The following is a 26061-nucleotide window of genomic DNA, read 5'->3' as shown; positions in this document are numbered from 1 at the left end:
TGACCCCCGCCACCGTCGATACGTTCGAAAGGGTCGGGGGGCCATTTTCACATTGCGCAGAAGGCCTTCCGGCCTGCGCGGACCACAGCGCGCAGCATTTCGAACCATGAGGGGATTCGAATGCGCGGAAATGTGAAAGTGCTGGGGGCCGCCTTCGCGGCGCTCGCACTGACCGCGGGAACGGCCACCGCAGCGTCGGCCGCACCGCAACCCACCGGTCCACAACGGGCGGTCGACGAGATCACCCTCGTCACCGGAGACAAGGTCCTTCTGGGACAGGCACAGCAGGTCGTCGCGATTCAGCCCGGCGAGGGCCGCAAGGGGATGACCTTCAAGACCCACCGCGGTGCCGACGGGCACACGATGGTCGTGCCGACGGACGCGTTCGGGCCCCTGGCGGCGGGCCGGCTCGACCGCAGACTCTTCGACGTCACCACGCTGCTGGAGTTCGGCTACCGGGACCGGATGCCGTTGATCGTGGACGGTCAGGCGAGACTCGGAGCGCGGTCCTCGGCCGACTGGGCCGCTCTGCGGGCAGAGGCCGCCTCCGGTGACAAGATCTGGCTCGACGGCATCCGCAAGCCGAGCCTCGACCGCAGCGTCGCCCAGATCGGCGCGCCGGCCGCGCACCAGCGCGGCATCACCGGCAAGGGCGTCAAGGTCGCGATCGTCGACACCGGCGTGGACGAGAACCACCCGGACCTCAAGGGTCAGCAGATCGCGGAGAAGAACTTCACCAGCGACCCGGACACCACCGACAGGGTCGGCCACGGCACGCACGTCGGCGCGACCGTCGCGAGCGCCGGGTCGCAGTACGGCGGCGTCGCACCGGGCGCCCAGCTGCTCGACGCCAAGGTCTGCGTCGAGTTCGGCTGCCAGGAGTCGTGGATCCTCGACGGCATGCGCTGGGCCGCCGAGCAGGGCGCCCAGGTCGTCAACATGAGCCTCGGGGGTGGCGACACCCCGGAGATCGACCCGCTGGAGCAGGCGGTCAACGACCTCACCGCCAAGTACGGCACGTTGTTCGTGATCGCGGCGGGCAACTCGGGCGGGCCGGGCACGGTCAGCTCACCCAGCACGGCCGAGGCCGCGCTGTCGGTCGGCGCCGTCGACCGCGACGACAAGCTCGCCTACTTCTCCAGCAGGGGCCCTCGCACCGGTGACAGCGGGCTCAAGCCCGAGGTGACCGCACCGGGCGTCGAGATCGTCGCCGCCAAGGCGGGCTCCACCGAGCACGTCTCGGCGAGCGGCACGTCCATGGCGACTCCGCACGTGGCCGGTGCCGCGGCGTTGCTGAAGCAGCAGCACCCGGAGTGGACGCCCGCGCAGCTCAAGTCGGCGCTGGCCACCACGGCCAAGCCGGCACCCGGCGTGAGCCCGTTCGACCAGGGCGCCGGTCGCATCGACGTGGCCAAGGCGATCAACCAGGTGCTGACCGCGGACGTCGTCGCGGTCAACCTCGGCCTGCACGAGTGGCCGCACGGTGACGACAAGCCGGAGACCAGGTCGATCACCTACAGCAACCCGACCGACGCCGACATCACGCTCGACGTGAAGATCACCAGCGGTGCGCCGCAGGGCATGTTCTCGCTGAGCGCCTCGAAGGTCACCGTTCCCGCCAAGGGCACGGCGGCCGTCAAGGTCACCGGCGACACCCGCGTCGGCACGCAGGACGCCGCGTACACCGGCGAGGTCGTCGCCACGTCCGGCACGCACACCGTCCGCACGCTCGTCGGTGTCGAGCGCGAGGTGGAGAGCTACACCCTCACGATCGACATGATCGGCCGCGACGGGCAGGACCCCGTGGACGCGCTGACGTTCGTCAGCGGCCTGGACATCCCGACGTCCAAGGTGGTCTTCGGTGGTGGCGACCAGAAGATCCGCCTGCCCAAGGGCACGTACGTGGTCGACTCCTCGATCAGCTCGCCGAACGGCATGGACATGCTGTTCCATCCGACGGTGAAGGTGACCGGCGACCTGGCTATCAAGCAGGACGCCCGCCTCGCGCAGCCGCTGTCGGTGACGGTGCCGGAACCCACCGGGGACTTCGTCGTCGGTGAGCTCTCGTACCGGCGCGCGTACGGCGACAGGGTCCTGCAGGCAGGGCTGATCGCGTTCGGTGGCTTCGACGGCATCTCGGTGGCGCAGGTCGGCGGCCCGCTCTCGCCGAAGGAGCTGGCGTCGATGGCGACGCTGCACGCGAACTCCGCGGCCGAGGCCAACGTGTACTACCGGCTGTCCTACCCGGTCGCCGGCAGCCTGCCCAACGGCCTGACGCGCGCGCCGGGCAAGAAGGACCTGGCACGCGTCGAGGCCACCATCGGCGGTCTCAAGCCGGACAGCCGGGCGCTCAAGGGCGAGTTCCCGACGTCGGTGCACGGCGTGGGCGGCGGTTCGGCGCTCTACCAGTTGCCGGCGGGCAGCAAGGCGGTCGACTACGTGACGACCGAGGACCTGCGCTGGCAGTCGATCGTGAGCATCACCCACGCGAACGGCAGCCGGGAGGAGGCCGTCTCCGGGTTCCGCACGTACGAGGCGGGCAAGACCTACCAGGAGCGGGAGAACCAGCCGGTGTTCTCGCCGGCGCTGCCCGAGTCCCCGTACCCGTACGCCGAGCGCAACGGCACCCAGCTGTTCATCCGCGTGCCGATGCTGAGCGACGCGAGCAGCGGCCAGGGTGGCTCCACTGTGGACAGTTTCCGGGCGGCGCTGTACCGCAACGGTGTGCTGATCGGTGAAGGCGCCGGGGGCAACTTCCAGAACGTGCCGCTCCCGGAGGGAGACTTCCGCGCGGAGGCGAGCCTCGACCGGAGCTCGCAGTTCGAGTTCAGCAGCAAGGTGTCCGCGGCGTGGACGTTCAGGTCCAAGGGCACGCCGGGCGTGACCGACACCATCCCGCTCTCGGTCGTGCGGTTCGCGCCGAAGCTCGACGACAACGGCGCGGTGCCCGCGGGCACGCTGCAGCGAGTGGGTCTGGTCACCCAGTCCCAGGGCGACACGGGCAAGGTGCGCATCACCGGCGTCCAGTACTCGCACGACGACGGCAAGTCGTGGCGCAACGCGGGTGTGGCCGGCAACAGCGCGTTGATCTACCACCCGGCCGGCGCCAAGTGGACCTCGCTGAAGGCCACGGCGAAGGACGCCAGGGGCAACACGGTCGAGGTGACCGTGATCCACGCCTACAAGGTGAGCTAGTGCGCTGAACGGAGAGGGCCGCCCGGTTCAGGGGCGGCCCTTTCTCGTCACGGCAGGTTCGTGACCAGCTCGGCGGCCGGGACGCGGGTGCCCGTGTAGAAGGGGATCTCCTCACGCACGTGCAGCCGCGCCTCGGTGCCGCGCAGGTGCCGCATCAGGTCGACGATGCGGTGCAGCTCGTCGGCCTCGAAAGCGAGCATCCACTCGTAGTCGCCCAGCGCGAACGACGCGACGGTGTTCGCGCGCACGTCAGGGAAGTCGCGGGCTTCCTTGCCGTGGTCCGCGAGCATCTTGCGGCGGTCCTCCTCCGGCAGCAGGTACCACTCGTAGGAGCGCACGAACGGGTAGACGCAGACGTACTTGCGCGGCTCCTCGTTGGCGAGGAACGCGGGGATGTGGCTGCGGTTGAACTCGGCGGGGCGGTGCAGCGCGACCTGCGACCAGACCGGCGTGGAGACCTTGCCGAGCGGGGTGCGGCGGAAGCCCGTGTAGGCGGCCTGCACCTGCTCGATCTCCTCGGCGTGCCACCAGATCATGAAGTCCGCGTCGGCACGCAGACCGGCCACGTCGTAGACACCGCGGACGACGACGCCCTTGCCTTCCAACGCGTCGAGGTAGTTCTGCGTCTCGGAGGCGGCGGCGCTGCGGTCTTCCGGCAGCTTCCCCGGCTCGACGCGGAACACCGACCACATCGTGTAGCGGATGGTGTCGTTGAGCTCGTTGTAGTTCAGGCGCGCCATACGTCCATCTTGGCACGGCCCTGTCAACGGCGAACGCGGCCCAGCAGGTGTGCTGCGACACGGGCGGCGGCCGCGTCGGCGGTGGCGATGCACGCCGGTACGCCGACGCCGTGCAGCGTGGCGCCGGCCACCGCGAGGCCGGGTACGTCGCCGATGCCCTTCTCGATGGTCTCGACGAGGTCGACGTGCCCGACGCCGTACTGCGGCAGGCCTCCGCCCCAGCGCTGCACCACGTGGTCGATGGGCTCGGCCTTGATCCCGGTGAGCTCGTACAGGTCGTTGCGCACGGCCTTCACGAGGTCCGCGTCACTGCGCTGCAGGAGCGCCGTCTCGCCGCGGCGCCCGACCGAGCCGCGCACCAGCACGGGCTCGCCGAAGTGCGACCACTTGCGGCTGGAGAACGTGAACGCCTTGGCGGTGAACGGGGTGATGCGGTCGCTGTACCGCTCCCCCTCCGCGATCAGGATGCCGGAGCGGTCCGGCAGTTCGGTGCCCGGCGGCAGTGCCAGCGCGACGACGGCCATCGAGGCGACCTCGACCTTGCCGTACGCGGCGGACACCTGCGGCGCGATCTCGGACAGCAGTTTGCGCGCCGACGGAGCCGGGACCGCGAGCACGACGCCGTCGCACTCCAGGTACTCGGGCGTCGCCGCCGAGCCGATCTCCAGCCGCCAGCCGTCGCCCTGCCAGGAGAGCACGCGAACCGGCAGGCCCAGCCGGACGACCGGCTTCGCGACCTCGGCGAGCCGGTCGACGAGCGACGACACGCCGTTGGCGAGGCTGGCGAAGACCGGCGGGCGGGCAGCGCGTGGCTGCGGCGGCGCGGGCATCATCATCGCGGCGGCCGCGAGCAGGGAACCGACGCCCTTGTCCAGCAGCGTCGCGATCTGCGGCATGGTGGCGCGCAGGCCCAGCTCGTCCGCGCGCCCCGCGTAGACGCCGCCCAGCAGCGGGCCGACGAGACGATCCGCGACCTCGGGGCCGAACCTGTCCTTCACCAGCCCGCCGACGGCGACGTCACCGCCGTTGAGCTGGATCGGCGGCAGCGTCGGTTCCATCTCGACCCGCAGCGCGCCTTCCGACGACAGCATCTGCCGGACGGTCTCGACGCTCGCCGGCACGCCCATGAACGTGTGCGAGGGCAGCTGGTGCGTCCGCCCGGCCGCGTGCACGCTCGCCTTGGCCGCCGTCGGGTGCACGACGTGGTCCTGGAGGCCGACCTCGTTGATCAGCTCCTGCGCCTCCGGCTTGCGGTGCAGGAACGCCTCCGCGCCCACGTCGAACCGCACGCCGGCGAGCTCGGTGGTCCGCAGCTTGCCGCCGAGCCGGTCGGACTGCTCGATCACGGTGATCTTCGCGTCGGGGCCGAGCAGCATGCGCAACCGGTGCGCGGCGGCCAGGCCGGAGATCCCTCCCCCGACGACTGCTACGTGCGGCGCTCTTCCGCGCATTACAAGCTGTGGATCAGTTCGACGGTCCGGGTGATGATCTCCGGATCGGTGTCCGGCAGCACGCCGTGGCCCAGGTTGAAGATGTGGCCGGCGGCCGCCTTGCCCTCGGCGTGGATGCGGCGCACCTCGCGTTCGACGGCCTCGAACCCTGCGAAGAACAGCGCCGGATCGAGGTTGCCCTGCACGACCGGCTTCGGCAGCTGCGGGGCGGCGTTCTCCAGCCTCCGCACCGCCTCGTCGAGCGGGATCCGCCAGTCGACACCGACGACGTCCGCGCCGGCCTCGCGCATCGCGGGCAGCAGCTCGCCGGTGCCGACGCCGAAGTGGATGCGCGGCACTGTCGTGATCGTCTGGAGCACCCGCTTGGAGTGCGGCAGCACGAACTCGCGGTAGTCGCGCTCGGACAGCGCGCCCGCCCACGAGTCGAACAGCTGCACGGCCTGCACCCCGGCGTCGAGCTGCGCGTGCAGGAACGCGGCGGTGACGTCCGCGATCTTGGCCAGCAACGCGTGCCACAGCTCGGGGTTGCCGTGCATGAGCGCCTTGGTGAGCTCGTGGTTCTTGCTCGGCCCGCCCTCGACGAGGTAGGAGGCGAGCGTGAACGGCGCCCCGGCGAACCCGATGAGCGCGACCTGCGGCGGCAGTTCCTTGAGCAGCAGCCCGATGGCGTCCGCGACCGGCTGGACCTGCTCGGCGTGCAGCTCCGGCAGGTTGCGCACGTCGTCCAGCGTCCTGACCGGCTTCGCGACCACGGGACCGGTGCCCGCGACGATGTCGAGGTCGACACCGGCCGCCTTGAGCGGCACCACGATGTCGGAGAAGAGGATCGCGCCGTCGACGCCGTGCCGCCGGACGGGCTGCATGGTGATCTCGCGGACCATCTCGGGATCCATGCACGCGTCGAGCATCGCGGTGCCCTGACGAAGCGCCCGGTACTCGGGCAGCGACCGTCCCGCCTGCCTCATGAACCAGACAGGGGTGTGCGACGGGGTGCCGCCACGAGCGGCCACGAGGAGGGGTGCCGAAAGGTTTGACACTGTGCAGTCATCTCTCTTTCTTTCCGCTTCATGGTCCCACGCCCCGGCGTGCCGCCGTCACTCGGTCGGTTTGCGAGGCATACAGTCAGTTGTGTGACCGAGCCGGAAATCTTCCGCCGGGCGGTGGGGACGCTCAAGTCGGTTCGCCACAGGCCCGAGATCGAACTCACCGAGGTTCGCCCGCCGCAGCGGCTCGCGCCGTGGGCGTACGCGCTGACGGCTGAGGTCACCGGCCCGTCGGACGAACTGTCGACAGGACGCCTCGTGCTCCTGCACGACCCGGACGGCGACGAGGCGTGGGGCGGTGTCCTGCGAGTGGTGGCCTACGTGCGCGTGGAGCTCGACCACGAGCTCGCCTCCGACCCGCTGCTGCCCGAGGTCGGCTGGTCGTGGCTGACCGAGGCCCTCGAACAGTCGGGCGCCAGGTTCACCGCGCTCGGCGGAACCGTGACGCAGACGTCGTCGGCCAGGTTCGGTGACATCGCCGGACCGGCTCGCACGGACGACCTGGAGCTGCGCGCGTCGTGGACCGCGCTCGACGGAGAGCTCGCCGAGCACGGCACCGCGTTCTACGAGCTGATGGCGACGGCCGTCGGGCTGCCGCCGGTCGGGGTCACCCTCTTCGGGCAGCGCTAGTCGGCGTCCCTGAGGACGCGCAGGATGTTCGCGCCCGCGAGCTTCGCGCAGTCGTCCTCGGACCAGCCCTTGTCGAGCAGCGCGCCGATGAGGTTCGGGTAGGTCGACACGTCCTCGAGTCCCTGCGGCAGCGCCTGGACCCCGTCGTAGTCGCCACCGAGGCCGATGTGGTCGATGCCGACGACCTCACGCGCGTGCTCGACGTGCGCGACGACGTCGTCGAGCGTCGCGACCGGCGCCGGGTGGTCGACGATCCACTTCTCGCCGAACACCTTGCGGGCGTCGAGGTCGGCGTGGTTCTGCCCCGCGGCCGTCATGGCGTCACGAAGGGCTGCATCCCATTCAGCGAACCGGGGTGCTACGAAGCTCGGCACGAATGTGATCATGGCCACACCGCCGTTGGTCTTGAGCTTGACCAGGACGTCGTCCGGGATGTTGCGCGGATGGTCGGCAACGTGGCGGCACGACGAGTGGCTGAAGATGACGGGCTTGACGCTCGTCTCGAGCGCGGCGTGCATCGTGCTCGGCGCGACGTGCGAGAGGTCGACGAGCATGCCGATGCGGTTCATCTCGCGCACGACCTCGCGGCCGAACTCCGTCAGGCCGCCGTGTTCGGGCTGGTCAGTGGCGCTGTCGGCCCACGGGGTGTTGTCGTTGTGGGTGAGCGTCATGTAGCGGACGCCCAGGCGGCGCAACGCGCGCAGAACGCCGAGTGAAGAGTTGATGGAATGTCCGCCCTCGGCACCGAGGAGGGACGCGACACGCCCGGACGCGAAGACTTTTTCCGCCTCGGCGGCGGTCGTGGCGATGCCCAGGTGATCGGAGTACCGCCCTGCCAGCTCGTAGACCAGTTCGACCTGCTCCAGCACCGCGGTGACCGCTCCGTCGCCGGCGAGCCTGCCGGGAATCCAGACGGACCAGAACTGCATGCCGAGGCCGCCCTCGCGCATTTTCACGATGTCCGTGTGCAAGCTGGGATGACGTTCCGTGAGATCGATCTTCGCGGCGGTCGTGTAGACGTCCTCGCCCGTTCCCTCACCGAACTCCCGGAGAGCCCACGGGAGGTCGTTGTGGCCGTCGACGAGGGGCACACGCTGCAGCAACGCCCGCGCTCGCTCGGGACCGGTCAGGCTCGGCACAACCATCTCCTAGATGTCGTCATGAGGGCAACTCGCGTTACTCCCCCTATCCAGTTGTCAGCCAATCGTGTGACAACTGAGGCCATCTGTCACAACTCAATAGGGATAGATACCCGATTGATCGTCCCGTAGACCCGCTTGGGCGGCTACGCTGCCCCAGACGACACCACTTTCGGTCGATCAGTGGCGCGGCTGATTGGGCGAAAGTCCCGGTGCCGGTCGGGGGGCACGACCGACTCCAGGGAGGTAGTGACGTGGCTGCCGTCGGCTTAGGTCAGGCCGTTCGTACCACGCCAGCCGGCTCGTTGCCGGCGAACATGGTCCCGCACCCGCGGGAAGAGCTTTTTTCAGTGCTGGTGGTCGACGACCACCCACTGCTGAGGGAGGCGATATCAGCTCGGCTCACGCAAATGGGAGCCGGCACAGTGCATGAGGCCGCATCGGTGGCAGAGGCTCGGGCGCGGGCACTTGCAACCGGTCCTTGCGACCTCGCGATCCTCGATCTGGGCTTGCCGGATGGCACCGGCATCGACCTGGTCACGGAACTCCGTGCCCAGGGCTGGCCCCGCATCGTGGTCCTCGCATCCTCCGACGACCCCTACGCGGTCAGGTCGGCCTTCCAGGCGGGCGCCCAGGCGTACCTCCTGAAGTCCGCCTCTCCGATGGTGGTCACCGACGGGGTGCGCCGGGTTCTCGATGGCGGCGTTTACGCAGATCCGAGCGTGGCACCAGTACTCGCAGCGGGTACTCGGGTGCCGGGCACCGACAACACGCCGCGGGAACTCTCCGCGCGTGAGGTCGAGGTGCTCCAGCTGGTCGCCGATGGCCAGAGCAACAAGGAAATCGGCGAGGCTCTGAGCCTGTCCGCGTTGACGGTGAAGTCTCACCTGTCGCGGATCGGCCGGAAGCTGGGCACCGGGGATCGCGCTCAGATGGTCGCGCTGGCCATGCGTGCCGGCGTGATCCGTTAGATACCGGTTTGAAGCACTGAACCGGCCGAGAACACCTGTGAGTGGTGCGATCGTCGTAGGGTCATCCGCTGTGGATGTACCCGCCGACGAGCCAACCGCACCAACCGGACCAGATCCGGTACCGCTGACGGAACCTGCTGATGGGGTCCCGCCCGTGGTCGCCGATCCTGCTGCGCTCCGGCGAGCCGCTGACGCGCTCGCCGGGGCGAAGGGCCCGGTCGCGGTGGACACCGAGCGAGCCTCGGGCTACCGCTACTCACAGCGTGCCTATCTGGTGCAACTGCGCCGGGAGGGCGCCGGCACCTGGTTGGTCGACCCGATCGCTCTAGGCGGACGGCTCGACCCGCTGGTGCAGGCGCTGGACGGCACCGAGTGGGTGTTGCACGCAGCGTCTCAGGACCTGCCGTGCCTCGCCGAACTCGGGCTGCGACCCGGCGTGCTGTTCGACACCGAGCTGGCGGGCAGGCTGGCTGGGTTCGAACGCGTGGCATTGGGCACGCTGGTCGAGCGACTGCTCGGCTATCGGCTGGAGAAGGGGCACGGCGCGGCCGACTGGTCGCGCCGCCCCCTTCCTGCCGACTGGCTGACGTATGCCGCTCTGGACGTGGAGCTGCTCGTTCAGCTCCGCGACGTTCTCGAGGCCGAGCTGGAGCGCCAGGGCAAACTCGCCTGGGCGCTCGAGGAGTTCGAGGCGGTACGGATGGCGCCGTTGCCGCGCCCCCGTACCGACCCCTGGCGGCGCACGTCGGGTATCCACCGCGTGCGCAACCAGCGTCAACTGGCCCTCGTCCGCGCGCTCTGGGAAGCCCGCGACGCCGTGGCCCGCGAACGCGACATCGCCCCCGGCCGAGTCCTCCCGGACTCCGCCCTGATGGAGGCAGCCGCCCGCAACCCCGCTTCGGAACCCGAGCTGCTCGCGCTGCCGGTCTTCCGCGGCCGGGCCCAGCGCCGCATGTCCGGCGTCTGGATGAACGCCCTGCGCAAAGCCGCCGCCCTGCCCAAGTCGGAGCTCCCAGAGCCCGCCGGGCAGCACGAAGGTCCTCCCCCGCCCAACCGCTGGGCGGACAAGGACCCGGACGCGGCGGCCCGTCTGGCCGCGGCCCGCACGGCACTGACGGCCATCGCCGAGGCCAACACCCTCCCGGTGGAGAACCTCCTGCTGCCGGACCTCGTGCGCCGCACCTGCTGGCAACCGCCGGCCGACGTCTCCCCCGAATCCGTGGCCACCGCGCTGCGCGACGGCGGGGCCCGGTCGTGGCAGATCGAGCTCACCCTCGAAGCCATGACGAAGGCGCTGGCGGCGACAGCACCGCAGGCCTGACCCACCCACATCCAATATCCGATATATCAGTTCACCCCGGCCCACCGCCGGTCGACCCTTGCTGACCTGCCCCTTAGCAATGAGACTTTGGACGACGTCCGCAAAAGACTCATTGCAAGGGGCAGGTTCGCATGATCAGCACCGACCGGCTGGACCTGCTGCCGCTGCGGGTCGAGCACGCCGCGGAGATGGCGACGGTGCTGGCGGACCCGGCGCTGCACACGTTCACCGGCGGCGCCCCGCTCTCGCCGGAGGCGCTCCTCGCCCGGTACGAGAGGTTGGTCGCGGGCTCACCCGACCCGGCCCAGCGCTGGCTCAACTGGGTGATCCGGCTGCGCGCCGACGACCGGCTTGCCGGCACCGTCCAGGCGACCATCACCGGCCGGACCGCGGAGATCGCCTGGGTCGTCGGCACGCCGTGGCAGGGTCGCGGCATCGCGAGTGAGGCGGCGCGAGGTCTCGTCGGCTGGCTCGGCACCCAGCCGGTGGACACCGTGATCGCGCACGTTCATCCCGATCACCACGCGTCCGCCGCGGTGGCCGCCTCCGCCGGCCTCTCCCCCACCGGCGAGTGGCACGACGGCGAGATCAGGTGGCTGAAGCCGCTGCGACGGCAGTCCTGAACGACCTGCGGTAGGCGCTCGGCGTGAGACCGGTCCGGCGTACCAGGTGCTGCCGCAACGAGTCGGCGCTCGTCCCACCGCCCGTTCGTCGTCGACGCTTCCCGCGTCGGTTCCACGTTCGGGCTGACGGCGACGCCGCTCGACGAGGTCCTCACCGCGACCCTGAGCCGGGCGGACACCCGGTCGCGGGAGCTCACGACCGCCTGATCGCTCTCCGTTCAGTGAAAGACCGTGCTCGGCGTCGCGCTGAGCACGGTCTTCGGCGTTTGCACGCCCGCCCTGTCAGTCGGCCGAGCCATCTCCGATCACCTTGCGCGACGCCTGGGTGTGCGCGAGCCGCCGCACCGCCTTGAGCACGGCGTCGCCGATCAGGGTGCCCACGACCATTCCCTCGATGACGTCGTCGGGCGAACCGCGCCGCGCGACGTACTCGACGTCCGCCTGCGCGATGATCTTCAACCCCTCCAGGTAGGGGTCGAGCAGGTCGTGGAAGTGGTCGTGGCCGACCGAGCGGGCCGCGGACAGCGCCATGGCGAGCATGTGGGTCACGTTGCTCTCGGTGACGTCGCAGTACTCCTCGCCCTGCCGCCGGACGAACGCGAGAACGTCCTCGACGGCGAGCGGGTCGAGCTCGCCCGAGCCCGGCTGGCTGATGGCCTCCTGCACGGCGCCGAGCTTCTCGTGCAGTGACTCGTCGCGGTTGTCGATGGCGGCGAGGACGTCTCGAACCGCCGCGATCGAGAGGCCACCGACGTCCACGAGGGCACGCACCAGCCGGAGGCGACGGAGGTGCTCGTCGTCGTAGTGGGCCTGGTTCGGGCTGGTCAGCACGCCGGCGGGCAGCAGTCCCTCACGCAGGTAGTACTTGATCGTCGGCACCGGGACGCCGCTTCGCTTCGAAAGCTCGCCAACACGCATATGGATAGTGTACCTTTCCGATAGCGGCGAGCGCCGCTATCCATTCTTCTGAGGGGGCTCAGATGCTGAAGACCGCATACAACTGGCACCGGCCGTTAATGCTCTTCACGCTGTCCATGGTCGTTCTGACTCCGATCGCCGCACTCGGCATGCTGCTGGACGACCGGGTGCTGGTCGACTCGCCGATCTGGTTCAAGCCGTTCAAGTTCGCGGTGTCGTTCGTGCTCTACAGCGCCTCGCTGGCGTGGTTCATCAGCCTTCTCGATGGCCGCGCGCACCGGATCGCGTGGTGGCTCGGGACCGTGTCCGCGCTCGTCGGCGTCGGCGAGATGGCGATCATCGTCGGACAGGTCGTCAGGGGGAAGCGCAGCCACTTCAACTTCGAGACGCCGCTCGACGCGGCGCTGTTCAGCGCCATGGGCACGATGGTCGTGGTCCTCTGGGTCGCGAACCTGGTCATCGCACTCATGTTGCTGCGCAAGAAGTTCGCCGACCCCGCCCTGGGCTGGACGGTGCGCTTCAGCCTGCTGATCGCGCTGATCGGCATGGGCGTCGGCTTCCTGATGACCCAGCCGAAGCCCGGCCAGTCCATCGACCAGGGCACGCTCGGCGCGCACTCGATCGGCGGGGCCGACGGCGGACCGTCGATGCCCTTCACCGGGTGGAGCACGGTGTACGGCGACTACCGGGTCGGCCACTTCATCGGCATGCACGCCCTGCAGTTCCTGCCCCTGCTGATCACGCTCGCCGGCCGGTGGGCGAACGCGCGCCTCGCGTGGGTGATCAGCGGCGGCTACCTCGGGCTGACCCTGCTGGTGATCTGGCAGGCCATGCGCGCCCAGCCGCTCATCAAGCCGGACGCCCTCACCCTGGTCGTCGCCGCTGTCATCGTCGCCGGGACCGCGCTGGGCGTGGTGTGGGCGCGGCAGCCGCAGCAGAACACCGAGAAGGAGCTCGTGGCCGCATGACCGCCATCCTGTTCGACCTGACGTTCCTGTTGATCGCACCGTTCTGGGCGCTCATGATCTTCGCGCCGAAGTGGTCGTGGACGCGCAGGATCGCCGAGTCGTACCTCATCGTGCTGCCGCCGGTCGTGATCTACGTCGTGCTCATGGTCCCCGTGCTGCCGGAGCTGATCCCTCTGGTCACGCGACCGGAACTCCCGGCGCTGGCCGAGTTCATGAGCACGGACACCGGCGCCGCGCTGGTGTGGGCGCACATGATCGCGTGGGACCTGTTCGTCGGGCGCTGGATGTACCTGGAGGGGCGCCGGCTGAACGTCCACCCGCTGGTCATGGCACCCGTTCTGGTGATCACGATCCTGCTGGCGCCGGTCGGGTTGCCGCTGTTCCTGATCGTGCGCAAGGTGTGTGACGCAAAGAACAGGGGTGCCGCTGTGGTTACCCGCCAGTAACTAGGGCTAGAGTTGGCGTTACCGACCGGTAGGGATGTCGCGCACCCCCTGCCCGGTGGACAGAGTTGTCACCACAAGTGGAGGAGACGCCGTGGCCGCACCAGCAGCGCCGGCACGCGTTCGGAACGTGGTCTTCGTCGACGGCGTGCGGACGCCGTTCGGCAAGGCCGGCCCCAAGGGCATTTTCGCCGAGACCCGTGCCGACGACCTCATCGTGAAGGTCATCCGTGAGCTGCTGCGCAGGCACCCCGAGCTGCCGCCGGAGCGCGTCGACGAGGTCGCCATCGCCGCGACCACGCAGATCGGCGACCAGGGCCTCACGCTCGGCCGCACCGCCGCACTGCTCGCGGGCCTGCCGAAGTCGGTCCCCGGTTACTCGATCGACCGCATGTGCGCGGGCGCGATGACCGCCGTCACGACCGCGGCGAGCGGTATCGCGTTCGGCGCGTACGACATCGCGATCGCTGGCGGCGTCGAGCACATGGGCCGCCACCCGATGGGCGAGGGCGTCGACCCGAACCCGCGCTTCCTGTCGGACAAGATCGTCGACACCAGCGCGCTCGTGATGGGCCAGACCGCGGAGAACCTGCACGACCGGTTCCCGCACATCACCAAGGAGCGCACGGACGCCTACGCGGCCGCTTCCCAGGCCAAGTACGCCGACGCGCTCAAGAACGGCAAGATCGGCCCGGAGCTCGTGCCCGTCGCGACCCGTTCCGCCGAGCACGGCTGGGGCCTCGCCACCGCCGACGAGCCGCCGCGTCCCGGCACCACCGTCGAGGACCTGGCCAAGCTCAAGACGCCGTTCCGCCCGCACGGCCGGATCACCGCGGGCAACGCGGCCGGTCTGAACGACGGTGCGACGGGCTGCATCCTCGCCGAGGAGGAGACCGCGCGCGAGCTCGGCCTGCCCATCGGCATGCGGATGGTCGGCTACTCGTTCCTGGGCGTCGAGCCCGAGGTCATGGGCATCGGCCCGGTGCCGGCGACCGAGAAGGCTCTCGAGCGCGCCGGTCTGTCCATTGAGGACATCGGCCTGTTCGAGGTCAACGAGGCGTTCGCCATCCAGGTCCTCGCGTTCCTCGACCACTTCGGCATCGCCGACGACGACCCGCGCGTGAACCAGTGGGGCGGCGCGATCGCCACTGGCCACCCGCTGGCCTCGTCCGGTGTCCGGCTGATGACGCAGCTGTCGCGTCAGTTCGCCGAGCGGCCGGACGTCCGCTACGGCCTCACCACCATGTGCATCGGCATCGGCATGGGCGGCACCGTTATCTGGGAGAACCCGAACTGGAGTGGCGACAAGTGACCATCACCGCTGAGGAAGCAAAGGCGATCTTCCCCGACGAGGTCGTCACCCACGCCAAGACGCGTCTGATCAGCGTTCCCGGCCTCGACAAGCCGGTCGCGCTCATCACGATCGACAACGGCCTGGACCACACCCGCCCGTCGACGTTCGGCCCGCAGTCGCTGGTGTCACTCGGTGCGGCGTTCGACGAGGCCCACGCGGCCGGCCCCGCCGCGATCGCGGTGACCGGCAAGCCGTTCATCTTCGCCGTCGGCGCGGACCTGTCCGCCGTCGAGCAGGCGACGGACCGCTCGCAGGGCGTCACGATCGGCAAGCTGGGCCACGACGTCTTCAAGAAGTTCACCGACTCGGACGTCCCGACCTTCGCCTTCGTCAACGGCGCGGTCATGGGCGGTGGCCTCGAGCTCGCGCTGTCGTGCCACTACCGCACGCTCGCGTCGAACGCGGCCGCGATCGCGCTGCCCGAGGTGTTCCTCGGCCTGTTCCCGGGCTGGGGCGGCACGCAGCTGCTGCCGAACCTGATCGGCGCCAACGACGCCGTGACGGTGATCTTCGAGAACGCGTTGAACCAGAACAAGATGCTCAAGCCGAAGGAAGCTCTGGCGCTGGGCATCGCGGACGTGCTGTTCGACTCCGCCGACTACCTGGAGCAGTCGCTGCTGTGGCTGTCCGGTGTCGTGCGCGGTGAGATCACCGTGCCGCGCAAGGAGATCGACCGCGGCGAGGCGTGGGACGCCGCCGTCGCGCGCGCCAAGGCGATCGTGCACGGCAAGACCAAGGGCGCGGCGCCGGGTGCGCAGAAGGCGCTGGAGCTGCTGGAGCTGGCGCGCGAGAACGACCTGGAGAAGGGCTACGCCGCCGAGACCGAGGGCCTCGCGGACCTGGTCATGAGCGACGAGCTCCGTGCCGGGCTGTACTCGTTCAACCTGGTGCAGAAGCGCGCGAAGCGGCCGGCCGGTGCGCCGGACAAGTCGCTGGCGCGCAAGGTGACCAAGGTCGGCGTCGTCGGTGCCGGTCTGATGGCGTCGCAGATGGCGCTGCTGTTCATCCGCCGCCTGCACGTGCCGGTCGTGCTGACCGACATCGACCAGGCACGCGTGGACAAGGGCGTCGGCTACGTCCACGGCGAGATCGACAAGCTGGCCGGCAAGAAGCGCATCTCGCCGGACGAGGCGAACAGGTTGAAGGCGCTCGTGTCCGGTTCGCTGGACAAGGCCGCGTTCGCCGACGCCGACTTCGTGATCGAGGCCGTGTTCGAGGACCTCGCCGTGAAGCAGCAGGTGTTCGCCGAGGTCGAGGAGCACGTCTCCGCCGAGGCCATCCTCGCCACGAACACGTCGTCGCTGTCCATCACGGACATGGCGTCGAAGCTCAAGCACCCCGAGCGGGTCGTGGGCTTCCACTTCTTCAACCCGGTCGCGGTCATGCCGCTGCTGGAGATCGTGCGCGCCGAGCAGACCGACGACGCCACGCTGGCGACGGCGTTCGCGGTCGGCAAGCAGCTGAAGAAGTCCTCGGTGCTGGTGAAGGACGCGCCCGCGTTCGTCGTGAACCGCCTGCTGACCCGCTTCATGGGCGAGGTCATCAAGTCGGTCGACGAGGGCACCTCCTTCGAGGTCGCGGACAAGGCCACCGAGCCGCTCGGCCTGCCGATGTCGCCGATGATCCTGCTGCAGCTGGTCGGTTCCGCCGTCGCGCTGCACGTGTCGGAGACGATGCACAACGCGTTCCCCGACCGCTTCTCGGTGTCGGAGAACATGAAGAAGTTCGTCGCGGCGGGCAAGGGCGCCGTCTGGCAGTGGGACTCCACCGGTGCGCAGACGGTCGACCCCGAGGTCCAGGCGCTGTGGGAGTTCGGCGACTCGCCCCTGTCGGGTGAGGAGGTCAAGACCCGCGCGCTGGAGGCTCTGGCCGAGGAGATCCGGATCATGCTCGACGAGGGCGTGGTCGCGGAGGCGCAGGACATCGACCTGTGCATGATCCTCGGTGCCGGATGGCCGTTCTGGCTGGGTGGCATCACGCCGTACCTGGACCGCACCGGCATCTCGGAGAAGGTGACGGGCAAGCGGTTCCTGGCGCCGGGTGTGGCGTCCGTGCCGGCCTAGGTAGTCACGAAGACGCCCGGTTCCCCTTGGGAGCCGGGCGTTTTCGCCTGCTCGGGCGTACACCGGCAGTGATCATCGGCCTACCTTCGGTGCATGGCCAGAAGCTACCCCTTCGCGGAGCCCGGTCGTCTCGAGATCGACCCCGAGCTGACCGCGACGCCGCCGCTCACCCGCGTGAAGTTCCCCTACGGCAAGGAAACCTGGCTCGTGACGGGCCATCCGGAAGCACGGGCGGTGCTGAGCGACCCCCGGTTCGTGCGCACCACCGCGGACCAGCTCGACGAACCGCGAATGGGCGAACACAACAACTCGCCCGGCATCCTGTCCCTCGACGCGCCACAGCACACCCGGCTGCGCAAGCTGGTGACGAGCGTCTTCACCGTGCGCCGCGTACAGGCCCTGCGCCCGCGCGCCGTCGAGATCGTGGACTCACTGCTGGACGACCTGACCCCGCCCGCCGACCTGGTGGAGGGCCTGGCCCGCCCGTTCCCGATGCTGATGATCACGACGCTGCTCGGCGTGCCGCAGGAGGATCACGAAGAGTTCGGCATGTGGGCAGACAGCTTCCTCAGCACGGGCGCGGTACCTGCTTCGGTCGCCGCAGAGCACTACACCGCCATCTGCGACTACCTGGCCGCTCTCGCCCACCGGCGTGCCGAAGCTCCGACCGACGACCTGTTCGGCGCGCTGGTGCGCTGCCTGAACGCGGGCGAACTCACCGTCGACGAGCTCGTCATGGTCTCGTTCAGCATCCTGGTCGGCGGCCTGGAGACGGTGAAGACGCAGCTGCCCAACATGGTGTACCTGCTGCTGACGGGCCCGTCCCTGCTCGAGGAGCTGCGCGCCGACCTCTCGCGACTGCCCGCCGCGGTGGAGGAGATGCTGCGCTACATCCCGCTACCGACGACCGCCGTCTTCGCGCGCTTCGCCACCGAGGACGTGCCGGTCGGCGACGTGGTCATCGCGCGCGGCGAGCCGGTGCTGGTCGAGGTGCCCGTGACGAACCGCGATCCCCGCGTCTTCGCCGACGCCGACTCCCTCGACTTCGCCCGCGATCCCAATCCGCACCTGGCGTTCGGGCACGGAGCGCACTACTGCCTGGGCGCACAACTGGCCAGGCTGGAACTCCAGGTCGCGCTGGAACGCCTGCTGACCCGCATGCCCGCGCTGCGTCTCGCCGTGCCGGAGCAGGAGCTCGGCTGGAACCGGGGCTACATGGTGCGCGGCGTGACCGCGCTGCCGGTGACCTGGTGAACTAGTCCTCGAGTTCGGGCTGGTACTGCTCCGCGCTGCCGTCCTGGCCGATGAAGTAGGCCTCGATGTTCGTCGCCCGCAACGTCACCTCGGATCCGGCCACCAGGTCGCGGTAACGCAGCAGATCCGGCAGGCCGAGCGCGACGACGTCGAACGGGTGCTTCTGGCGCAGCATCAGCGACCGCCGCAACGCCTCGCTGAACGCCCGGCGCGGCGAGTCGTCGTCATCGGGGACTTCTACCAGCGCACCTTCGAGCTGACGTTCGAGCGCGGCCCGCACGTGGTCTGCCGTGCACCAGGCCGCGATCTCCGTGAGAGTCATGTGTCCCGTATCGCGAAAAATCGCGGGATCATTAGCAGTCCGGATGTTTCGATCGGGTCATGTTGCCCCGACCGGCGGTTCTGGTCGACGTCGACGGCCCGCTGAATCCCTACCTGGCGAAGCCGACCCGGCGCCCGGCCGGCTACACCACACACCGCATCCGTCCCGCGGGTTTCTCCAGGCCACTGCGTGTCTGGCTGGACCCGTCCCACGGCCCGTGGCTGCTCTCGCTCGCCGCCGCGGCGGATGCGGACCTGGTGTGGGCGACGACGTGGGAGCACGAGGCGAACGAGTTCATCGGGCCGCGGCTCGGGCTGCCCGAGCTGGAGTGGATCGACTTCGGCGGCCGCGGCGCCGACCACCGCGACGGCCACCACGGGAAGGTGCCCGCGATCACCGAGTGGGCGGGTACACGGCCGATCGCCTGGCTGGACGACGAGTTCCAGCCGCGCGACGCCGGGTGGGCGGCTGCCCGGCCGGGCACGCTGCTCGTGCCGGTCGACCCGCGCAAGGGCATCGGCATCGAACACCTGGAGCAGGTCCGCACGTTCCTCACCCGAGGTGAACGGCGGAGTGATCATGCCGGGCGCTGGACCTGACGGATCGGCACGACCTCGACGAGCCGTTCGACGTCCTTGAAGTCCTTGACGTTCATGGTCAGCACCGGCATGCCCGCGACCGCCGCGGTGGCCGCGATCTGCAGGTCCATCCGCCGCGGACGAGGACTGCGGCCGGCTCTCCGCACCAGCGAGGCCATCTGCCCGTAGACCTTGGCCTCCTCCACACCGAACGGCAGCACCTCGAACGTCTGCAGCGCCGCGTAGTACCGCTCCGTGCGGGCGAAACGCTCGACGGGGTCGTCGGTGTCCAGCCCGAACGCCAGCTCCGCGATGGTGACCGCGCTGAGGAACGGCTGCGCGTCGATGTAGTCCCCCAGGTGCGCCCGCTCGAGCCTGATCAGCACACAGGTGTCGAGCAGGCAGCGACTCACCTCTGCCACGGGTCTTCCAGCGGGTCGTCCGCGCCGAAGACCTCGTCGGCCGCATTCCTGTCGGCCTCCCAGCGATCCGCGTCGACCGGCGGCAGCGTCCCGAACAACACCTGCACGTCACGGAGCGGCGGCCGCGACGGGGCTTCCGGCCGATACGGCAGGAGCTGCGCGACCGGTTTGTTGTTGCGGGTGACGACGAAGCCCTCACCCGCCTCGACACGGCGCATGATCTCCGCGTTGTCGTTGCGGAGCTCACGCTGCCCGATGGCCTTGAGCTTCATGACACCAATGTAGCACAAACCTGCGAAAGGTGCTACAGAGTAGCTACAGGAGGCCCTGGATACCCGTGATGACGTGATCAGGATCGGTACCTCGGGCTGGCGCTACCCGGAGTGGCGCGACGGCTTCTACCGCGACGTCCCGCAGAAGCGCTGGCTCGGTCACCTGGCCGGACACGTGGGCACGATCGAGGTCAACGGCTCGTTCTACCGGCTCCAGCCGCCGTCGAACTACCAGAAGTGGGCCGCCGAGACCCCGGACGACTTCCTGTTCGCCGTCAAAGGCTCGCGGCTGATCACGCACCACAAACGCCTGCGCCACGTCGAGGAGGCGCTCAAGACCTTCACGTCCTCGCTCGCACTCGGCGCCAAGCAGGGGCCGATCCTCTGGCAGCTGCCGTCCACCCTGCGCTTCGATCCCGCCACCCTGCAGGACTTCCTCACCCTGCTCCCACCGGGTAGGCACGCGGTCGAACCGCGGCACGAGTCGTTCCGCACCGACGCCTACTTCAGCCTCCTGCACGCCCACAACGTCGCCCACGTCGTGTCGGACGCGCCGGCGTTCCCGTGCATCGAAGCCGTCACCGCCGACTTCGCCTACGTCCGGCTGCACGGCCACGACGAGCTCTACATCAGCTCCTACAGCGACGAGCAGCTCGACGAGTGGGCGCGGAAGATCCACGACTGGGACCGCGACACGTTCGTCTACTTCGACAACACGATGCACGGCGCGGCCCCGTACAACGCGCTCAGCCTCATGGAACGAACCACGTCTCCAGCGCGGCGTTGAGCGTCGACGGATCGCTCACCCACGCGACGTGGCCGTCCGGGCGGATGAACACGCCGCCGAGTTCTGGCACGTCGTCCAGCAACACCGGTTTGCCGGGCCGCAACAGCTCGGCGACCGTCGTGCGCCTGCCGTCCACCTCCACCGCGAGGTTCGGCGCGAGCCTGCCGAGCCACGGGTGGTCGCCGGGGATCCGCGGGTCGTACCGGGTGTCGACACCCGTGACCATCTCGGCGAGGTGTTTGCCGACGGCGGGCAGCCCACCGAGCTCTACCAGCAGATCGCGTACGGGGTCCAGTCGACCGGCCATCGTCTGCGCCCGCGCCGTCCGCAACAGTCGTCTGCCGACTGCATGCCGTTCATCGTGGTAGGTGTGCAGCAGACCGGCGGGCGCCCGGCCGTGCACGGTCGCGGCGAGCTTCCACCCGAGGTTCGTCGCGTCGGCCAGCGCCACGTTCACCCCGACCGCACCCGCGGGCGGATGGACGTGCGCGGCGTCCCCGGCCAGGATCACCCGCCCCTGCACGTACTGCTCGGCCTGCCGCGCCGCGTCGGAGAACCGGCTGAGCCACAGCGGTTTCCCCAGCGGAACCTCCCGGCCGAGCCGCGCGTTCAGCAACGACTGGACGTACTCCAGTTCCACGGGCCCGTCACGCGGTTCCGGCTCGTCGAGCACGATCCGCACGTATCCCGGCCGCGGCAGCACGAACACCTCACCCGTCGCGAGCGCGTCGTAGTCGGCCTCGACGTCCGCGATCAGCCCGTACGAGGTCGCGTCCACGCCGGGAAACGCGATGCCCGCACGTTTGCGGACCACGCTGCGGCTGCCGTCGCACCCGACCAGGTACGAGAACCGCCGCCGTTCCTCTCCGACGACCACGTCGACACCGTCGTCGTCCTGCCGGAGATCGACGACCGCACGCCCCCACCGAACCCGCACACCCAGCTCGGCGAGCCACTCCTCCAGCAGCTCCTCGACCCGGTTCTGCGCGATGCCGAGCGTGTACGGATGATCGGTGTCCATCGTGGAGAGATCGAGAACCAGTCCGGGCAGGAACATCCCTTGCGGTACAACGGGTCCTTCGGCGAGGAACCGCTCGACCAGCCCGCGCCGGTCCAGCAGCTCCAGGCTGCGGGCGGACAGCGTGAAGCCACGCGGGTGCGACGACCGTGCCGGCGCCGCGTCCACCACCTCTACCTCGGCACCGGCCAGCGCCAGCTCCGCGGCCACCATCAGCCCGGCCGGCCCCGCCCCGGCCACCAGCACCGTCATTCCGCCACCTCCGGCCACGCGAGCCGGCCGGACTCGACGTCGGCGACGATCTCCTCGACCCAGCCGATCTCGGCCTCGGCCATCCGCACCGCGTACTCGACCTCCACCACGAACAGGCGCGGCACCTGCGCCAGCGCCTCCTGGTGCCCGGCGCGCATCTCCTCCACCGAGGCACGCAACCGCTCCGCCCGCTCCCGCAACGCGGCCACTGCACCGTCCGGACCGAGCGCGCCGAGATAGCTGACGGCGGAGAGGAACTTCGGGTACTCCGCCTGCGGTTCGCGCACCAGCCGGTCGACCCAGGCGGTGAACTCCTCCCGCCCCAGCGCGGTCAGTCCGTACACGGTCCGCTCCGGCCGCGCCCCGACCCGTACCGTCTCGCGTGCCTCGATCCACCCCTCACGCACGAGCGCGCGCACCACGTCGTACAGCGATCCGGTCGTCACCTTGAACGCCCGGTCCATACCGCGTTCGCGCAACGTCGCCGCCATGGCGTGCGGGTGCAACGGCGACTCCATGAGCAGTCCCAGCACCGCCATACCCAGCGCATTCTTCATCACTCGGCTCCGATCGCTCGGATCCGAGTATTTGGGTTGAAGCGTTTCGCGTCAACTACCCTGCGAGACATGAAGGTGATTCGCGTCTCGGCCACCCTGCTCCTGGCCGCGAGTCTCGTAGCTCCCGCGCAGGCGGAACCGGCGTCCTGGACCGGTCCGCTGAGCACGCGCGGACGGTGGATCGTCGATGCCAACGGCGACCGCTTCAAGCTGAAGTCCGGCAACTGGCATGGTGCGAGCGGCACCTGGAACGGTTCCGGCGACATCAACGACCCCGCCACCCACCACGCCGGCGAGAAGGCCGACCAGGTTCCGCTGGGCCTCGACCGGGCGACGATGGCCACGATCATCAGCGGTTTCAAGGAGATCGGCGTCAACAGCGTCCGGTTGCCGTTCTCCAACCAGATGATCAAGGACACCAACCCGGTCAACGGGCTGAAGGACGCGCATCTCAACGGCAAGCGGCCGCTGGAGATCTACGACGCCGCGATAGCCGAGCTGACGCGCAACAACCTCGCCGTCATCCTCAACAACCACACCACGACGTCGAGGTGGTGCTGCGGCGTCGACGGCAACGAACGCTGGAACACAAGCCAGAGCACGAACCAGTGGGTCAGCGACTGGGCGTTCATGGCCGACCGCTACAAGGCCAACAAGCGCGTCGTCGGCGCGGACCTCTACAACGAGGTGCGCCGCAACATCTGGGACGACCCGAACTGGGGCTGGGGCAACGACCACGACTGGCACAAGGCCTCCCAGCAGGCCGCGGACCGGATCCAGCAGACCGCGCCCGACCTGCTCGTCATCGTGGAAGGCATCAACTGGACCGGCATCCCGGTCGACGGCTTCCCGCACGGACGTCCGACGCTGGAGCCCGCCAGGCACCTCAGCCACACGCTCGCCAACCCGGACAAGCTCGTCTACTCCGCCCACTTCTACGGCTACACCGGGCCGAACCACAGCGGCGCCACCGGAACCGGCGAGACGAGCGACCCGCGTTACCAGGACCTGTCGCCGCAGGAGCTGACGGATGTCCTGCAGCGGCAGGCGTTCTTCATCACCGAGGCGCAGAAGCACTTCACCGCGCCGCTGTGGATCAGCGAGTTCGGCGTCGGCGGCCGTGAGGAGACCAACCCCAGGTCGCGCGACTGGTTCGAGCGGTTCGTGAACCATCTGGTCGCGGCCGACGCCGACTTCGCGTACTGGCCGCTGGTCGGCTTCCACACCAACCGGCGCGGCAACGGCTGGGCGCTGCTGCACTGGGACGCCAACGGCAACCGCATGGGTGTCAACGACGGCGACGACTGGCGCGCCAACGCCTGGAACCGGCTCGTGAACGCCCCGCAACGGTCCGGGCAGATCCCGCGCGAGACCCGGTGGAACATGCTCCTCAAGGAATCGTGCCCGCAGAACGAAAAGCTCGTCGGCATCAGCCACACCGGCAACCGCGGCCTGTGCGTCAGCGGTCCACAGTGGAGCAATACGACGCGCGTCACCAACGAGCAGCACGTCACCGACGACTGGGCACGCGGCTACACGAAACTCCAGTGCCCGCGAGGAAACGCGGCCGTCGGGTACGCGAACCTCACGCTGATCTGCGCACCCAACACCACCGGGACGAGCTCACGCGTCCTGTGGTTCGACCGCGGCGACAACCGGCCGGACCAGGGCGGTGACTGGGCGAACGGGCACTACAAGGGACAGTGCGCCCAGGACGAGCACATCGCCGGCGTCGCCTACAACTGGCGCAGGACGCCGGACGCGTTGCTCTGCAGGAAGTGAATTCCGAAGTGTTGAAGGAAGGCGGCCGCGGAATCCTCGACGTCGGTTGAGGTCTTGCGGTCGCCTTCGGTCACCACGAGCTTGTCGCCGGTCACGGTGATCCGCCCGTCGGGCAACGCCAGCGACGCCATCGGCCCGCGCCGGAAGTGCGACTCCGGTGCGGTCTGCTGCCACCAGCACGTCGGCACGAACTCCGCGAGCTGACGCGGCCGCCGTTCCAGCCGGTAACAGGGCTCGCCGTCCCTCCGCACCTCCACGTCGTCACCCACGTCCACCAGCCGGAACACGCCGAACGGGTCCTTCTGGTCCTCTCGCGACGCCCACGACAGCGGGTGCAGCGTGAAGGCGCCGAACCCGACGTCCACCAGCCACGCGTCGTCCACCAGCAGGGCGAGGTGGTCGAACGGCGGCCCGAACGTCTCGCCGTTGAACACGCGAGCCGCGAGCAGCTCCACGGAATACCCCAAGTGCCGCAACAACTCCGCGAACATGCCGTTGAGCTCGTAGCAGAACCCGCCCCGTCTCTGCACCACGATCTTGTCGTAGAGCCACGGGACCTCCAGCACGATCCGGGTGTCCATGTGGGTGTCGAGGTTCTCGAACGGGACGCTCAGCAGATGCCGTTCGTGCAGTTCCGTCAACGACGACGAGCGGGGAGCGCCGATGCGCTGTAGGTAAGCGTCCATCGTGCCACGATAACCACATGGGCGAGGTCAGGATCGGCACTTCGGGGTGGGTCTACCCGCCCTGGCGCGGCGTGTTCTACCCCAAGGGCGTCACCCAGAAACGCGAGCTGGCCTACCTGAGCGAGAAGCTCAACTCCGTGGAGATCAACGGCTCCTTCTACTCGCTGCAACGCCCGTCCAGTTACCAGAAGTGGGCCGCGGAGACCCCGGACGACTTCGTGTTCGCCGTGAAGGGCAGCCGCTTCATCACGCACATGAAGCGCCTCAAGGACGGCAACGAGCTCCTCGCGAACTACCTCGCGTCCGGCGTTCTCGCGCTCGGCCCGAAGCTCGGCCCGATCCTCTGGCAGCTCCCGCCCACGCTGCGGTTCGACCCCGACCTGCTCACCCGCTTCTTCGAAGGTCTCCCCCGCACCACCACCGAGGCCGCCGAAGTCGCCAAGCGCCACGACCACCGCGTGGACCCGGCGCACACCACCACGGACGCCGAACGCCCGATGCGCTACGCCCTCGAAGTCCGCCACGACAGCTTCAAGACGCCGGAGTTCTGCGACCTGCTCAAACGCCACGACATCGCACTCGTGATCGCCGACGCGGCCGGCAAGTACCCGTTGATGGAGGAGGTCACCAGCGACTTCGTCTACGTGCGGCTGCACGGTCACGACGAGCTCTACGTCAGCGGCTACACCGACGAGGGCCTCGACATGTGGGCGAAGAAGGTCGAGAAGTGGCGGAAGCACGGCGACGTGTTCGTGTACTTCGACAACGACGCCAAGGCCTATGCCCCGCGTGACGCGATCGCACTCCAAGATCGTCTCGCCGATTGATCCAAACGGACGCACACTCGTTTCGACGGAGGTGCGCCCATGTCGACGAAGAGCCTCATCGCCGCGTTGGTGATCACTGCGGGCGCGGTTGCCTCGAGTGGGATCGCCGTAGCGCAGAGTGACAAGAGCTGCGACAAGGGCGAGTTCTGCGTGTGGGCGGGACCCGACTACACGGGGGCGGTCCAGCGCCTCGACCTGGAGACCGCGAACCCCGACGAGTGCATCACCCTGAACCTCGTCGGCAAGTCGTTCGTCAACCGCCTGAGCAGGGACGCGAGCGTCTTCCAGCGGGAGAACTGCTCGACGGAGGCCGAGTTCACCACCTACCCCAAGCACGGCACCTACGTGCCCGACGCGTACTTCGTGATCCGGGCGCTCGAAGTGTGGGGACCATAACGAGGGCGGACTACTTTAGTCACCCTATGTAACACCACCCGATCGTGTG

At 69.2% G+C, this 26061-nt stretch carries 26 protein-coding genes; 15 read left to right on the top strand and 11 right to left on the bottom strand.

The features are described 5' to 3' along the window. The first annotated feature begins 120 nt into the window (after positions 1-120). Positions 121-3195: a S8 family peptidase gene (locus ABFX45_RS40080; RefSeq protein WP_346136041.1), complete on the top strand. Its 3075-nt coding sequence runs from the start codon at positions 121-123 to the stop codon at positions 3193-3195. 47 nt (positions 3196-3242) lie between these two features. Here ABFX45_RS40080 and hemQ read toward each other — a convergent pair whose 3' ends face one another. The 3 genes from hemQ to hemE are packed head-to-tail and all read right to left on the bottom strand — an operon-like array spanning position 3243 to position 6423. Next, complete coding sequence (hemQ, locus tag ABFX45_RS40075) at positions 3243-3935, bottom strand: hydrogen peroxide-dependent heme synthase (protein WP_109642599.1); 693 nt, start codon at positions 3933-3935, stop codon at positions 3243-3245. 23 nt (positions 3936-3958) lie between these two features. Further along, a complete protein-coding gene (gene hemG / locus ABFX45_RS40070) occupies positions 3959-5386 on the bottom strand; it encodes a protoporphyrinogen oxidase (protein WP_346136038.1) in 1428 nt (475 codons plus the stop codon). Then, a complete protein-coding gene (gene hemE / locus ABFX45_RS40065) occupies positions 5386-6423 on the bottom strand; it encodes a uroporphyrinogen decarboxylase (RefSeq protein WP_346136037.1) in 1038 nt (345 codons plus the stop codon). Before hemE ends, hemG begins: the two co-directional genes overlap by 1 nt. Before the next feature lie 93 nt (positions 6424-6516). On the opposite strand from hemE, the gene ABFX45_RS40060 reads away from it, so the two are divergent. Continuing rightward, positions 6517-7059 carry a DUF3000 domain-containing protein gene (locus ABFX45_RS40060; RefSeq protein WP_030471905.1) on the top strand — a complete coding sequence of 181 codons (543 nt, stop codon included), beginning with the start codon at positions 6517-6519 and terminating at the stop codon, positions 7057-7059. On the opposite strand, the gene ABFX45_RS40055 is transcribed toward ABFX45_RS40060, so the two are convergent. Beyond that, positions 7056-8198, bottom strand: a complete 1143-nt coding sequence (locus ABFX45_RS40055) for a dipeptidase (protein WP_407657048.1) — start codon at positions 8196-8198, stop codon at positions 7056-7058. The genes ABFX45_RS40060 and ABFX45_RS40055 overlap by 4 nt on opposite strands. A gap of 254 nt (positions 8199-8452) precedes the next feature. Here ABFX45_RS40055 and ABFX45_RS40050 point away from each other — a divergent pair, with 254 nt between their 5' ends. The 3 genes from ABFX45_RS40050 to ABFX45_RS40040 all read left to right on the top strand — a co-directional run bounded on the left by ABFX45_RS40050 (position 8453) and on the right by ABFX45_RS40040 (position 11113). Next, positions 8453-9169: a response regulator gene (locus ABFX45_RS40050; RefSeq protein WP_015099292.1), complete on the top strand. Its 717-nt coding sequence runs from the start codon at positions 8453-8455 to the stop codon at positions 9167-9169. 70 nt (positions 9170-9239) lie between these two features. Further along, positions 9240-10490, top strand: a complete 1251-nt coding sequence (locus tag ABFX45_RS40045; RefSeq protein ID WP_109642588.1) for a ribonuclease D — start codon at positions 9240-9242, stop codon at positions 10488-10490. Between the two features lie 131 nt (positions 10491-10621). Next, positions 10622-11113, top strand: a complete 492-nt coding sequence (locus tag ABFX45_RS40040; RefSeq protein WP_109642585.1) for a GNAT family N-acetyltransferase — start codon at positions 10622-10624, stop codon at positions 11111-11113. Positions 11114-11395: 282 nt separating this feature from the next. On the opposite strand, the gene ABFX45_RS40035 is transcribed toward ABFX45_RS40040, so the two are convergent. Beyond that, a complete protein-coding gene (locus ABFX45_RS40035; RefSeq protein WP_109642583.1) occupies positions 11396-12031 on the bottom strand; it encodes a MerR family transcriptional regulator in 636 nt (211 codons plus the stop codon). A gap of 62 nt (positions 12032-12093) precedes the next feature. On the opposite strand from ABFX45_RS40035, the gene ABFX45_RS40030 reads away from it, so the two are divergent. From ABFX45_RS40030 to ABFX45_RS40010, 5 genes are all read left to right on the top strand, one after another. Then, positions 12094-12999, top strand: a complete 906-nt coding sequence (locus ABFX45_RS40030; RefSeq protein WP_109642581.1) for a hypothetical protein — start codon at positions 12094-12096, stop codon at positions 12997-12999. After that, a complete protein-coding gene (locus ABFX45_RS40025; protein ID WP_346136033.1) occupies positions 12996-13445 on the top strand; it encodes an ABA4-like family protein in 450 nt (149 codons plus the stop codon). The genes ABFX45_RS40030 and ABFX45_RS40025 overlap by 4 nt, the downstream gene beginning before the upstream one ends. 34 nt (positions 13446-13479) lie before the next feature. Continuing rightward, a complete protein-coding gene (locus tag ABFX45_RS40020) occupies positions 13480-14754 on the top strand; it encodes a thiolase family protein (RefSeq protein WP_407657047.1) in 1275 nt (424 codons plus the stop codon). Continuing rightward, positions 14751-16859: a 3-hydroxyacyl-CoA dehydrogenase NAD-binding domain-containing protein gene (locus ABFX45_RS40015; RefSeq protein WP_346136031.1), complete on the top strand. Its 2109-nt coding sequence runs from the start codon at positions 14751-14753 to the stop codon at positions 16857-16859. The genes ABFX45_RS40020 and ABFX45_RS40015 overlap by 4 nt, the downstream gene beginning before the upstream one ends. Positions 16860-16952: 93 nt before the next feature. Next, entirely contained in the window at positions 16953-18113 is a 1161-nt protein-coding gene (locus ABFX45_RS40010) for a cytochrome P450 (RefSeq protein WP_346136028.1), read from the top strand. Position 18114: 1 nt separating this feature from the next. On the opposite strand, the gene ABFX45_RS40005 is transcribed toward ABFX45_RS40010, so the two are convergent. After that, positions 18115-18435, bottom strand: a complete 321-nt coding sequence (locus tag ABFX45_RS40005) for a hypothetical protein (RefSeq protein ID WP_346136026.1) — start codon at positions 18433-18435, stop codon at positions 18115-18117. Positions 18436-18494: 59 nt separating this feature from the next. On the opposite strand from ABFX45_RS40005, the gene ABFX45_RS40000 reads away from it, so the two are divergent. Continuing rightward, the gene (locus tag ABFX45_RS40000) at positions 18495-19034 is read left to right on the top strand and encodes an HAD domain-containing protein (RefSeq protein WP_346136025.1); all 540 of its coding nucleotides are present in this window, start codon (positions 18495-18497) and stop codon (positions 19032-19034) included. On the opposite strand, the gene ABFX45_RS39995 is transcribed toward ABFX45_RS40000, so the two are convergent. Both ABFX45_RS39995 and ABFX45_RS39990 read right to left on the bottom strand, forming a co-directional pair. Further along, the gene (locus tag ABFX45_RS39995) at positions 19013-19435 is read right to left on the bottom strand and encodes a type II toxin-antitoxin system VapC family toxin (RefSeq protein ID WP_109642568.1); all 423 of its coding nucleotides are present in this window, start codon (positions 19433-19435) and stop codon (positions 19013-19015) included. The two genes, ABFX45_RS40000 and ABFX45_RS39995, sit on opposite strands and share 22 nt — an antisense overlap. Then, positions 19423-19707, bottom strand: coding sequence for a type II toxin-antitoxin system Phd/YefM family antitoxin (locus ABFX45_RS39990; protein WP_346136022.1), 285 nt, complete (start codon positions 19705-19707; stop codon positions 19423-19425). The genes ABFX45_RS39995 and ABFX45_RS39990 overlap by 13 nt, the downstream gene beginning before the upstream one ends. Positions 19708-19780: 73 nt before the next feature. Here ABFX45_RS39990 and ABFX45_RS39985 point away from each other — a divergent pair, with 73 nt between their 5' ends. Next, on the top strand, positions 19781-20494 hold the full coding sequence (locus ABFX45_RS39985; protein WP_109642563.1) for a DUF72 domain-containing protein: 714 nt from the start codon (positions 19781-19783) through the stop codon (positions 20492-20494). Here ABFX45_RS39985 and ABFX45_RS39980 read toward each other — a convergent pair. Both ABFX45_RS39980 and ABFX45_RS39975 read right to left on the bottom strand, forming a co-directional pair. Further along, positions 20460-21764 (bottom strand): FAD-dependent monooxygenase, encoded by a 1305-nt coding sequence (locus ABFX45_RS39980; RefSeq protein ID WP_346136020.1) that lies wholly within the window; start codon positions 21762-21764, stop codon positions 20460-20462. The two genes, ABFX45_RS39985 and ABFX45_RS39980, sit on opposite strands and share 35 nt — an antisense overlap. After that, positions 21761-22321 carry a PadR family transcriptional regulator gene (locus ABFX45_RS39975; RefSeq protein WP_109642561.1) on the bottom strand — a complete coding sequence of 187 codons (561 nt, stop codon included), beginning with the start codon at positions 22319-22321 and terminating at the stop codon, positions 21761-21763. Before ABFX45_RS39975 ends, ABFX45_RS39980 begins: the two co-directional genes overlap by 4 nt. Before the next feature lie 69 nt (positions 22322-22390). Here ABFX45_RS39975 and ABFX45_RS39970 point away from each other — a divergent pair, with 69 nt between their 5' ends. Continuing rightward, positions 22391-24103, top strand: a complete 1713-nt coding sequence (locus ABFX45_RS39970) for a glycoside hydrolase family 5 protein (RefSeq protein WP_346136018.1) — start codon at positions 22391-22393, stop codon at positions 24101-24103. Here the strand turns inward: ABFX45_RS39970 and ABFX45_RS39965 are convergent. Next, on the bottom strand, positions 24058-24789 hold the full coding sequence (locus ABFX45_RS39965; RefSeq protein ID WP_346136016.1) for an arylamine N-acetyltransferase family protein: 732 nt from the start codon (positions 24787-24789) through the stop codon (positions 24058-24060). The two genes, ABFX45_RS39970 and ABFX45_RS39965, sit on opposite strands and share 46 nt — an antisense overlap. Before the next feature lie 17 nt (positions 24790-24806). Here ABFX45_RS39965 and ABFX45_RS39960 point away from each other — a divergent pair, with 17 nt between their 5' ends. Further along, positions 24807-25616, top strand: a complete 810-nt coding sequence (locus ABFX45_RS39960) for a DUF72 domain-containing protein (protein ID WP_109642555.1) — start codon at positions 24807-24809, stop codon at positions 25614-25616. Between the two features lie 39 nt (positions 25617-25655). After that, a complete protein-coding gene (locus ABFX45_RS39955) occupies positions 25656-26012 on the top strand; it encodes a peptidase inhibitor family I36 protein (RefSeq protein WP_109642553.1) in 357 nt (118 codons plus the stop codon). Positions 26013-26061 lie beyond the last annotated feature (49 nt).

It is taken from the genome of Lentzea roselyniae (genome assembly GCF_039537795.1).
In the GTDB taxonomy this organism is placed as follows: Bacteria; Actinomycetota; Actinomycetes; order Mycobacteriales; family Pseudonocardiaceae; genus Lentzea; species Lentzea atacamensis.
This window is presented reverse-complemented; position numbering and strand designations above follow the sequence as displayed.